We start from the raw sequence: 11,725 nt of genomic DNA, 5'->3' as shown, positions 1-11,725 counted from the left end.
CCCCTCTTTTACTTACGCATTTTTGGATCTAACGCGTCGCGTAATCCGTCTGCCATTAAGTTGAATGCTAAGATTAACATACTGATGACAACCGCTGGGATGAACATCATATGTGGATACGTTTGAATTGATTTATAACCATCGTTTACAAGAGAACCAAGTGATGCGAATGGTGGCTGAATGCCTAGTCCGATGAAGCTTAAGAATGCTTCACCAAATACCGCTGTTGGAATTGTAAACATTGTCATTACGATAATTGGTCCCATTACGTTCGGAATTAAGTGTTTCACAATTAACTGTGTATTCGTTGCCCCTAATGTACGAGATGCTAATACATATTCTTGGTTTTTTAATTTTAGGATCTGTCCACGAACGATACGCGACATCCCTATCCAACCTGTAATTGCCATCGCAAGTGTAATCGACCAAATACCTGATCCCATAATGATTACCATTAAAATAACGATGATTAAGTATGGAATACCGTTAATAATCTCCATAATACGTTGCATAATATTATCTACTCTGCCGCCATAGAAGGCTGAAATACCTCCGTATGCAACCCCAATTACTAAGTCAATCGCTGCTGCTAAAAGAGCGATATATAATGATACTCGTGTACCTTCCCATGTTCTTGTCCATAAATCACGGCCAAGATCATCTGTACCAAACCAGAAATACTCTTTAATATCACGTTTTTCATATTGGTCAACACCATATTGATCTGTACCGTCAAATGGTAGCCAATGAACATTTTCAATCACTGGAATTTTCGGTGGCATTTTCGCACGACCTAAATCCTGCTCTTTATATGAGTGTTTACTTACCATCGGTCCTATAATTGCTAGTAATATAATCAGGCTTAATAATACGAAACCAAACATCGCACCTTTATGTTGGAACAAACGTCTTCTTACATCTTGCCAAAACGTTAAGCTTGGACGGGCAATGACTTCATTATCAACATTACTTTGATTGGCTGGTTGAAATAAATCTGGAGATAATTTTTGTACATCTTTCATCATTTTTTCCCTCCCGCTAAACGAATACGAGGATCAATAATTCCGTATAAAATATCGACAATGAAAATAACTAAGATGAAGATCGCACTATAGAAAATTGTAGTTCCCATAATAACTGTATAGTCATTCACTGTAATCGATTTAACGAATTGTTCCCCAAGTCCAGGTACAGCGTAAATTTGCTCAATAACTAGTGTCCCTGTAATTAATCCTGCAACCATTGGTCCTAAAATTGTTACAACTGGAATTAATGCGTTACGCAGTGCGTGCTTGATAATGATAACGCCTTGGCTAATCCCTTTCGCTTTCGCTGTTAAAATGTAGTCAGCTTGCATAACCTCAATTAACTCTGCACGAGCGAAACGTGCGATTGTTGCGATAACTGCCATCGATAAGGCAATTGTAGGCATTACTGTAAACTCCGGTCCTTTCCAGAATGCTACTGGGAACCAACCAAGTTTTACCCCTACGAAATATTGTAGTAATGCGGCGAATACGAATGAGGGTACCGACATCCCGAGTACGGAAATAATTGTCGCCCCATAATCGACCCACGTATTGTTCCGAAGTGCCGCAACGATTCCTAAAATTAAACCGATAAATGTTCCTAATATAATCGCTTGTAAACCAAGTTGTGCTGATGGTCCAATACGATCCACAATCATATCTGTTACTGGGCGGTTATCATATTGGAATGATACCCCTAAATCACCTTTTGCTAAGTTACCTAAGTAACGCGCATATTGAACTGGTACTGGATCATTTAAACCATATTTTTCAAGAATGATTTCTTTTTGTGCCGGTGATAGTTTCTCCTGGTTTTTAAGTGGAGAACCCGGTAGTAATTTCATCAAAAAGAAAGTCAGTGTAGTAATTAAAAATAATGTCAAAGCCATGTACACGAAACGTTTTAATACATAACGTCCCATAGTCAAGCACCTCCCCGTTTTTCTCAAAAGCAATAAGATAGTTTGAAATATTCTTACTTTTATTTTTTTAAAATAAGAGCACATGCCCATCATAGGCATATACCCTTGTAAACGATGGAAAAAAGATTATTTTTGTTCAACAGATGCCCATTTGTAAGTTAATTTACCACCGTAGTTAATCGGGATAATATCTTTTACAGCACCTTTTACTACATACGCTGAACCTTTTTGATAGACTGGAGCAATAACTGCATCCTCTTTAATTAACATCTTCTCTACCTCTAAAAGGTTGTTCCAGCGAGCCTGTAAATCTTTTGTATCTGTTTTTGCTTTTAGAATTAGTTCATCATATTTCGGATTAGAATATCCCGTTTTGTTTTGTGAACCATTCGTAACAAACATATCTAAATATGAGATTGGATCTGGGAAATCTGGACCCCAAACACCAAACGCAATATCATATTGCTGAGAATCTTCTAATTTATTTTTTTGTGCGAATGGCTGCTGTTTAATTTTGATCGATAAACCAGGTAAGTTCTTTTCCATCTCACCTTTTAAGAATTCGCCAATTTTTTTCGCATCTTCATTATCGAAGCTTAAGAATTCTAATTCGATTTTATCAGTGCCAAGCTCTTTCTTCGCTGTTTCCCAAAGTTTTTTCGCTTCTTTTGAATCCGTTTCAACTAGCTTTCCATTTTCAGCACGGAAGTCTTTTTTATTCGGACCTTCAGCGAAATCTTTTCCAACAAATCCGTAAGCACCAATTGCGCCGTTGTTTAAAATAACTTTTGCAATGTTATCACGGTCAAAGGACATTGAAATTGCTTTTCTTAAGTTTTTATTACTCAAATACTTATTATTTTGATTGAATCTTAAGTAGGCAACTCCTGCTTCTTGTCGTGCTTGGAACTCTGGAGTTTGTTTAAATTTATCAACAAATTCCGACGTTAGAGCCGCACGATCAATCGCATTTGTCTCATATAAATTTACATCAGTCGATGTATTTTTCACAATATTGAAATTTATTTCTTCGATTTTAACCGTCTTGTTATCCCAATATGATGGGTTCTTCTTAAATTGGAAGCTTTGTTCATGTTTCCAATCACTCATAACGAATGGCCCGTTATATAATGTTGTATTTGCCTCTAAACCAAACTTATCACCTTGTGATTTCACAAAGTTCTCATTTAGTGGGTAAAACACCGGATAAACCGTTAAATCAATAAAGTAAGGAACGGGATTGTCTAATTCCACTTCTAATGTATAATCATCAATCGCTTTTACACCTAATTGGTCAGCAGGTAATTCTTTTTTATGAATTTTTTCTGCATTTTTAATATCGAACATAATGTACGAATACGTCGCTTTTGTATCTGGATTTACTGCTCTTTTCCATGAATACACAAAGTCTTTCGCTGTTACAGGTTCCCCATTCGACCATTTCGCATCTTTTCTTAATTTAAATATGTATTTCTTCCCATCATCTAGCTTTTGGACATCTTCAGCAATCCCAGGCATTCTCTTTTGATCTTTGCCAGTACGATATAAACCTTCCATCGTATTATTTAATGCTGTTGAAGATGCAGAATCTGATGCTAACGATGCATCCATTGATGGAATTTCAGATAACTCTGTTAAATTAAGAATCTGCTTTCCGTTACTACTACTAGTAGCGTTTTCTTTTCCTTTTGCTTTAGCGTCCTCTTTCTGGTAGCTACACGCGCCAAGCAACATACTTGCAGTTAAAGTTGATGCAAGTAATAACGGTATCTTTTTCTTCATGTAGTGTTGCCTCCCCTAATTGCACTTCCTGTACCCTCACTTGTAGAAAAACAGAATTGAAAGAATAATCTCCAAGTTTCTACAATTTTCATTATACATATAATATGACGATTGTGAATATAGTTTTTTGTTTTTTTGTTAAAATTTTTAATAAAATGTTTATATTTTTAATTTTTCGTAAAGGGATAGGTTAACATTGCTACCATCATCTTGAAATTAGAACCACAATTGCGTATAATTTTCAAAAAATTATTTATATTACTTATTATAGCTTTTATAGTATAATAATTCTAGTAATATTTTGACGGAGGGGAATATTTTGAATAAAGTTTTTTTTCATACTTGTATACTATTTTTGGTTGCGATAATCGCTTCTAGTGTGGGCGCATTCCTCGTTTCATCTCAGTTTTTGTTGAATTTTGTCAACATCTCATTCTATATTGCATTGATTTTTATTCTTATAGGTGGTTTTTTATTCATATTTCAAAATGGATTTTTTAACGTAACAATTTACGCATTCCAAAGAGTATTTGGTACGAATAAAAAAATTGACTCTTTAATTGAAGAAGCAGAGGAACCTATCGATAAGAAAGAACGTATTTATAAAACATATTCATTCAAATGGACGTATCCGATTTGTATTACCGGTATCGTACTTGGGTTGTTCTCGATCCTCATTAGCTTTACTATTTTGATGTAGTTTGCAAACACTGCTCCATATGATATAATAATCAGCAAAACATTTTGTTATAAAACTTTAGTTCTTTCATATTAAAAGGACTCAGTTAACAATAAATTTATATGTATGCGATGATAAAGAAGAGTACATATTGGGGCAATTTCAGAGAGCTTGTGGGTGGTGTGAACAAGTAATTGTACAGTATGGAATGGGCTTTTGAGCACCAAACCGAACCGAAAGTAGTAGGCTTTGGCGTTATATCCAGACGTTATTATGGATCTTGAGAGATTTCACAGCTGTGAAATAATTAGGGTGGTACCGCGGTCCATTCGTCCCTATGTAATTTGGGATGAATGGGCTTTTTTGTATGCCTTCTCTTCCCCATCGCACATTCAATTTTAGGAGGAATTACTTATGTCAGTTATCTTTTCTGGTATTCAGCCAAGCGGAACAATTACACTTGGAAACTATTTGGGAGCTATGAAGCAATTTACAGAGCTTCAAAACGAACACGACTGTTATTTCTGTATTGTAAACCAACATGCGATTACAGTACCTCAAGACCCTGTAGGGCTTCGCAAAAACATCCGCAGTCTTGCTGCGCTATACGTTGCATGCGGCATCGATCCTGAAAAAGCTACTTTATTTGTACAATCAGAAGTACCAGCACACGCTCAACTAGGATGGATTATGCAATCCGTTGCTTACGTTGGAGAATTAGAACGTATGACACAATATAAAGACAAAGCTTCAGGAAGAGATTCAGTTCCAGCTGGATTACTTACATATCCACCATTAATGGCTGCTGATATTTTACTTTACAACACAGAAATCGTGCCTGTTGGTGATGACCAAAAGCAACATATGGAATTAACACGTGATCTAGCAGAGCGTTTCAACAAACGCTTCCGTGAAGTGTTCATAGTTCCTGAAATTCGTATTCCAAAAGTAGGAGCTCGCGTTATGTCATTAACAGAACCTACGAAAAAAATGAGTAAATCTGATCCAAATCCAAAATCAATGATCAGTATGCTTGATGAGCCAAAAACAATCGAAAAGAAAATAAAAAGTGCCGTAACTGACTCTGAAGGCATCGTTAAATTTGATAAAGAGAACAAACCTGGAATCTCTAACTTATTAACAATTTACTCTTCATTCTCAGGAAAAACAGTAGAAGAAATAGAAGCAATGTACGAAGGAAAAGGATACGGCGACTTCAAAGGTGACCTAGCACAAGTAGTCGTAGAAGCAATTCGTCCAATCCAAGACAAATATAACGAACTAATCAACTCCCCAGAACTAGACGAAATTCTAGACAAAGGTGCCGAAAAAGCAAACCGCGTTGCATTCAAACAACTACGCAAAGTAGAAAACGCAATGGGACTAAGCAGAAAACGTAGGTAACATAAAAAGCGGAAGCGGCTCGTTCAGCTCTGACTGGCTAAGGTTCTTTCGCATAAAAGGCGCTTTTTGCCTTCTTATGCGGAAGGTTCTTAGACACGAAGAGCTTGCCGCTGGAGCTAGATTTATTTATAAAGCGGAGGCGACTGCTTAGCCCTGACGGATAAGGTTCTTCCCCACAGAAGGTGCTTAGACGCGAAGGGCTAGGAGCCGGAGCTAGATTCCACATAAAGCGGAAGCGGCTCGTTCAGAATGTGAGGAGGATGGAGCTCCTGACGTAGAGGCGTTTTTTGCCTCGCAGGAAGGCGCGAAGCCACCGAACATTCTTGCCACCTCCATAAAAAAAACCGCCAATTGGCGGTTTTTTTAATTTACCTTCTGCTCATTTTCCATTTCCCATAACTTTTCAAAAAACGGCTGTCCTTTTACAAGGCGCTCACATAATTGCTCGTGCTTCTCAGACCATCCAGTTTTCGCTTCATCATAAAGTTTAGCCCAAACATCTTCAAACTCCATATGTTGGACCATTCCATACGCTGATGGATCCCACTCTGTGAACCAATAGCGAATTTCAGCTGGATTTTTCGTTGTATGTAATTGATCTAATGCCATAAATAATAATTGTTTTAACTGTCTTTCTTTACGAGTTAGGCCGTTCATAATGAAAGGTGACGGCGATAAAATATGATGTTCTTTTTCAATCTCTTCCACTTGGAACTCATACTTTTCTTCTTGCACATTTTCTACCATCTCATATACCATCTGTTCTTGACGAGGTATAAGCCTACTTTTTCTAATTGGCACATTATAGCCGATTGAATCAATCGCAATAATTCCTTTTCCATCTGTAACTACAAAACAATATTCTTGTTGCAAACGTTCGTGATTTTTACGAATATAAGCCTTATGATATACGTCTTCCAATAATTTTTGCGGAAGCTCTAATAATTCGTTCTCGATGTAATGATATAATGTGGCATCTACTTTTAATAATGGCACTTGATCTAATAGCTCAATCGTATCATCTTTCCGCCATTCGTAAAAATGACAAACGTTATACCCATTCTCTTCACCTTCAAACCAATTTACCCATACATCATGTAGATATAACATTCACTACCCCTCACTTCACTACTGTTTGTACCAATCATTATGTTCATTTTTGCTTAACTTTATTCCACTTAAGGAAATATATTCTAATTATTATTTTTTCTTCTATAATAAAAAAAACAGGAGGTAACGCTCCTGTTTTTTTTATGAAATATGAAATGTATTTGCTTTATTCAATATTTCTTTCGCATCTATAGATAATAAAGACAGTGTATTTTCTCCTTCAAATGCTACACAGTCTTTCACAATATGAAATCCAAGTGCATAGCCAAGCATTTTCGGATACGAGTGCAGTCCATTTAATAAAACATCATGCTCCCTCGTACCTCTCTTTACATCTATTCGTTCTTGTATTGAATTTCTCCAATAATAAATAGCATCTTCTTTTGAAATGTAAGTAGTCCATGGTGCACATCTTTTTTCTGTATACCTTTCATACACAGCTTGCTCAGCTAACCCTTCCATAATCATCGTATCAAGTAATGTATACTCTGTTTCCTTCGTCTCAATTTGATGTAATCTACATATATGGTGGTATTCATGCGTTAATAAAGCTTTTAGTTCCTCTACTGAATTACGTCCACATACGAATAAGAAAATAACGTGACGCATAGATAAACCAGCCTTCCCGTTATATTCCTCTTGTACCGTTCGATTATATGAATCTGATAATAAAATAAAGATAGGGACATCTGGACCTTTTAGCCAACTTTTCAATTTTTCATACTCCATGCTAAGTTCTTTCCAAATTTCCTTCTTCTCTAACTCTTTAATTTCCTGCTCCCCCCGCATTACTGGGCGATACATACCTTTAGAGATTAAAAAACGATACAGCCTCTCTTTTGGCAATGGAATATACTTTGTAAATTTCTCACAAATCTTTTCTGGGCGTCCATAATACAGATGTAACCATTCTGCCGTTTCAACAACCCCCACCCTTCATCCCTCCTTTTCTTATGTATATGCAAAAAAAGAAAGGAACGTAAAGGTGATAAAAAATAAATAAGGTGTCTTTTCGTAGTACTTTACGAAAAGACACCTTATTGTACATATTACTTATATGCTTTAAATACTAATACTGCGTTATGACCACCGAATCCTAATGAATTACTTAATACAGCCCGCACTTCTTGATGTCTCGCTGTATTTGGTACGTAATCTAAATCACATTCTGGATCTGGTGTTTCATAGTTAATCGTCGGAGGAATTACTCCGTCTGTAATTGATTTAATAGAGAAGATCGCTTCAACAGCACCAGCTGCTCCTAATAAATGACCTGTCATTGATTTCGTTGAACTAATCGCTACTTTATATGCATGCTCACCGAAAGTTTCTTTAATTGCCATCGTTTCATACTTTTCATTTGCATCTGTACTTGTACCATGTGCATTAATGTAATCAATATCTTCTGGCTCTAGACCTGCATCAGCTAAAGCTTGACGCATCGCACGAACTCCGCCTTCACCGCCAGGAGCAGGCATTGTAATATGGAACGCATCACCAGTTGCACCATAACCAGCAATTTCCGCATAAATGTGAGCACCACGTGCTAATGCGTGCTCTAATTCTTCAAGAATAAGAATTCCTGATCCTTCACCCATTACGAAACCACTACGGTTTTTATCAAATGGGCGGCAAGCCGTTGCTGGATCTTCATTGAATGTTAATGCTTTCGCTGAACTAAACCCAGCGAATGCCATGCTTGTTAACGGCGCTTCTGCTCCGCCTGTTATCATCGCATCAGCATCACCGCGCTGGATTACTTTAAACGCATCACCAATTGAGTTTGCTCCAGATGCACAAGCTGTTACAGAGCAAGTATTAATTCCTTTCGCTCCTGTAGCGATTGACACTTGACCTGCTGCCATATCTGGAATCATCATTGGTACGAAGAATGGGCTCACGCGGCGCGGACCTTTTTCAGTAAAAATCTTAAATTGTTCTTCGTATGTTTCCATACCACCAATACCAGAACCAACCCATACACCAATGCGTGGTGCATTTTCTTCTGTAATTTCAAGCTTCGCATCTGCTACTGCCATTTTCGCTGCTGCTACTGCATATTGCGTAAAGCGGTCCATACGGCGCGCTTCTTTTTTATCTATATATTTTTCGACTTCAAAGTCGTTAATTTCTGCTGCTACTTTTGCAGGAATTTGTTCTGAATCTATTCTTGTAAGTCGTCCAATTCCGGATACACCGTTTTTAATGTTTTCCCAAGCTGTTTCAACATCTGTTCCGATCGGTGTAACAGCTCCTAGCCCTGTAATTACGACCCTCTTTTTTTCCATACAAAATACACTCCTTTTTTTCTCTCAGTCCTTATTTACCCCAACGAAGAGCTACTGCTCCCCATGTTAACCCGCCGCCAAAACCGACTAGTATAATTAAATCACCATCTTGAATACGTCCATTTTGCAATTCCTCTACCATTGCAATTGGAATTGAAGAAGCCGATGTATTACCGAACTTTTCAATTGTCATACTCATTTTTTCTTTCGGTAAATTTAATCTTTCTCTTGCAGATTCCATAATACGAATATTCGCTTGATGTGGTACTAAGAAGTCCACATCCTCTTTCGTAAGTCCCGCTTTTTCTAACACGCGAAGACAGGAATCACCAAGTTGGCGAACAGCAAATTTAAAGACTTCTCTGCCGTTCATCATAACATACTCGTCTTGATAAAGATGCTTACCGCCACTTCCGTCCGCTCCTAATTCAAAGGAAAGTACACCTTTTCCTTCCGAAACAGCTCCCATTACGATAGCACCTGCTCCGTCCCCAAATAGTACTGCTGTATTTCGATCGTTCCAGTCTACAATTTTAGATAGTTTGTCACTACCAACTACTAATACATTTTTATAAGTTCCCGTTTGAATAAATTGCTGCGCTGTAATCATTCCGTACATAAAGCCAGCACACGCTGCACTTAAATCCATTGCGGCTGCGTGTTTTGCGCCAATTGCTTCTTGGATTACACAAGCTACTGCTGGGAATGCGCGATCTGGCGTTACTGTTGCCACTAAAATAAGATCGATATCTTCTCCGCTAATCCCGGCATCTTCAAGTGCTTTTTTAGAAGCCTCTACCGCCATATATGAAGTATCTATTGTATCATCGGCAATGCGTCTTTCTGCAATTCCCGTTCTCGTACGAATCCATTCATCAGATGTATCTACGATTTTCTCTAAATCGTGATTTGTGACTACTTTTTCTGGCACATATCTTCCGACCCCTAAAATGCCCACGTTCACATCGCAGCCCTCCATTTTATATCAATTATTATGACTTGGTACTAATTTTAAAACATAAATGTACTTTTGTCTAGAATATATTTCAGCTAAAAAAATAAAGACAGCGTATTACTAACTTTATTTTTCATTAAAAGAAACAGAAAAATTCCTGTCCTTTCAAAATACAAATTATTCCATACCCTTACTCCGCTCGAAACAAAAAAAGGCTCTTACCGCTTCTATCCACGGTTCGAACCTCTCTCCCATCAAAAAAGAAGGGGTTTCTATTCTTTATCCGCTTTCCTTCAAAACTAAGGCGTTCTCCTTTAACCTCATCATCCCTCTGTTCTTACCTCGCTCGAGACTAAAAAAGGCCCTTACCGCTTCTACTCACGGCTCGAGCCCCTCTCCCCTCCCAAAAAGAAGGTTTTGTTTTTCAGTTTTATTCTTTATCCGCTTTCCCAAGCTCATATGCTTCGCCCATTACTTTCATCAATAGCTCTAACACCGGCTGTGCTTTCTCCATATCAAGCGCAATTCCATTAGAATCTAAAATTGCCTTAGCTTCTGGTAAATGCTTCATTGCGATTTGTAAAAATTGCATACTTTTTTCGTTCATGTAATCTCTTCCTCTCCATTAAAGCTTTTCAATCAATTATCCATACAATAGTTTAACACGTGCGCTACCCTTCGTATAACTCTTTATATTTTTTCATATGTGCCAATTGTTTATTTAAACCGAATTCTACTGGTGTATTTTTTTGAATAGAAATAACCTCTACAGCTTCATCTCTTACTTCCACATTTTTTTTATTTACTTTATCATCTGCATGCAGCAAGGTCATACCTTTTTCCCATAACTCTTCTTTTCCGCTAAGTAAATTATATATACCGAGGTGCTTTACATTCATTCCATGTTCCCATAAATATTCACATACATCTTCAATGTAAAGTAAATCGCTTCCTATTTCTCCATTTATACAACGGCACTCTTTTTCATCAAGTTCTGATAAAATAAGCTGATGATACATCATAAACGACGGTTGCCACGGCCCATATAATGTAGGAACTCGATATGCACTATATTGTAATTCGCCTTTTTTCACCCCTTCTTCCACCTTCGAAAATAGACGTTTGTTTTCGGATTCTTCAGTGCTTCCTATTTCAATAGAAGAAATTAGATTTAACTTTACGTTATTTTTTTCACACATCCTTACGATTCGTTTTAAATATTGTAATATGACCCTTTCATTCCGAAATCCACTTTGCTGATTCGGCTCATACAAACAAAAATAAACTGTATCGAAACTCTCTTCCTCTACCGATCGCCATCCGTCTTCATCCCTTATAGAATAGTACGTAAATAACGCATTTCGCCCAATCAACAATAATTTCTCTTCATTAATTTTTGTCATACTATCAAATTCATCAAAATCAAGACCATACACTTCTATTTCTTCTGCAATCATTTTATTTACAAGGTGATAACCTACAAACGTAAGTGCACCTATAATCAGCACGCGTTTCATACCACCAACCCTTTCCCCTTGAAACAAATAGCTCCTCAT

Annotated in this window: 11 protein-coding genes, 1 pseudogene and 1 other annotated feature; of the genes and pseudogenes, 2 read left to right on the top strand and 10 right to left on the bottom strand. The window is 37.3% G+C overall.

Features of this window, described 5'->3' with window-relative positions; genetic code table 11:
• Window positions 1-8: 8 nt before the first annotated feature.
• The 4 genes and pseudogenes from opp3C to MHI07_RS05830 form a co-directional block, all read right to left on the bottom strand.
• Entirely contained in the window at window positions 9-1,025 is a 1,017-nt protein-coding gene (gene opp3C, locus MHI07_RS05845) for an oligopeptide ABC transporter permease (RefSeq protein WP_340822479.1), read from the bottom strand.
• Window positions 1,022-1,951, bottom strand: coding sequence for an oligopeptide ABC transporter permease (gene opp3b, locus MHI07_RS05840; RefSeq protein ID WP_000534165.1), 930 nt, complete (start codon window positions 1,949-1,951; stop codon window positions 1,022-1,024). The genes opp3C and opp3b overlap by 4 nt, the downstream gene beginning before the upstream one ends.
• A gap of 126 nt (window positions 1,952-2,077) precedes the next feature.
• The gene (locus MHI07_RS05835; RefSeq protein WP_215580908.1) at window positions 2,078-3,733 is read right to left on the bottom strand and encodes a peptide ABC transporter substrate-binding protein; all 1,656 of its coding nucleotides are present in this window, start codon (window positions 3,731-3,733) and stop codon (window positions 2,078-2,080) included.
• Window positions 3,730-3,942 (bottom strand): annotated as a pseudogene (locus MHI07_RS05830) (hypothetical protein). Before MHI07_RS05830 ends, MHI07_RS05835 begins: the two are co-directional and overlap by 4 nt.
• A gap of 110 nt (window positions 3,943-4,052) precedes the next feature.
• On the opposite strand from MHI07_RS05830, the gene MHI07_RS05825 reads away from it, so the two are divergent.
• Together MHI07_RS05825 and trpS are read left to right on the top strand one after the other, a co-directional pair.
• Window positions 4,053-4,433, top strand: coding sequence for a DUF3899 domain-containing protein (locus tag MHI07_RS05825; protein WP_002158891.1), 381 nt, complete (start codon window positions 4,053-4,055; stop codon window positions 4,431-4,433).
• Between the two features lie 101 nt (window positions 4,434-4,534).
• Window positions 4,535-4,752, top strand: a binding site (T-box leader).
• Window positions 4,753-4,826: 74 nt separating this feature from the next.
• Window positions 4,827-5,816 (top strand): tryptophan--tRNA ligase, encoded by a 990-nt coding sequence (trpS, locus tag MHI07_RS05820; RefSeq protein WP_002158892.1) that lies wholly within the window; start codon window positions 4,827-4,829, stop codon window positions 5,814-5,816.
• 363 nt (window positions 5,817-6,179) lie between these two features.
• On the opposite strand, the gene MHI07_RS05815 is transcribed toward trpS, so the two are convergent.
• The 6 genes from MHI07_RS05815 to MHI07_RS05790 form a co-directional block, all read right to left on the bottom strand.
• Complete coding sequence (locus MHI07_RS05815; protein ID WP_215555563.1) at window positions 6,180-6,926, bottom strand: YjbA family protein; 747 nt, start codon at window positions 6,924-6,926, stop codon at window positions 6,180-6,182.
• 141 nt (window positions 6,927-7,067) lie between these two features.
• Complete coding sequence (locus MHI07_RS05810) at window positions 7,068-7,859, bottom strand: DUF2268 domain-containing protein (RefSeq protein WP_340822477.1); 792 nt, start codon at window positions 7,857-7,859, stop codon at window positions 7,068-7,070.
• Window positions 7,860-7,975: 116 nt separating this feature from the next.
• On the bottom strand, window positions 7,976-9,214 hold the full coding sequence (gene fabF / locus MHI07_RS05805) for a beta-ketoacyl-ACP synthase II (protein WP_002011323.1): 1,239 nt from the start codon (window positions 9,212-9,214) through the stop codon (window positions 7,976-7,978).
• A gap of 31 nt (window positions 9,215-9,245) precedes the next feature.
• Window positions 9,246-10,178, bottom strand: coding sequence for a beta-ketoacyl-ACP synthase III (gene fabH / locus MHI07_RS05800; protein WP_002149840.1), 933 nt, complete (start codon window positions 10,176-10,178; stop codon window positions 9,246-9,248).
• Between the two features lie 421 nt (window positions 10,179-10,599).
• A complete protein-coding gene (locus MHI07_RS05795) occupies window positions 10,600-10,776 on the bottom strand; it encodes a ComZ family protein (RefSeq protein ID WP_002011319.1) in 177 nt (58 codons plus the stop codon).
• 64 nt (window positions 10,777-10,840) lie between these two features.
• The gene (locus MHI07_RS05790) at window positions 10,841-11,713 is read right to left on the bottom strand and encodes an NAD(P)-dependent oxidoreductase (protein ID WP_340826873.1); all 873 of its coding nucleotides are present in this window, start codon (window positions 11,711-11,713) and stop codon (window positions 10,841-10,843) included.
• Window positions 11,714-11,725 lie beyond the last annotated feature (12 nt).

It is taken from the genome of Bacillus sp. FSL H8-0545 (assembly GCF_038006105.1).
In the GTDB taxonomy this organism is placed as follows: Bacteria; Bacillota; Bacilli; order Bacillales; family Bacillaceae_G; genus Bacillus_A; species Bacillus_A cereus_U.
This window is presented reverse-complemented; position numbering and strand designations above follow the sequence as displayed.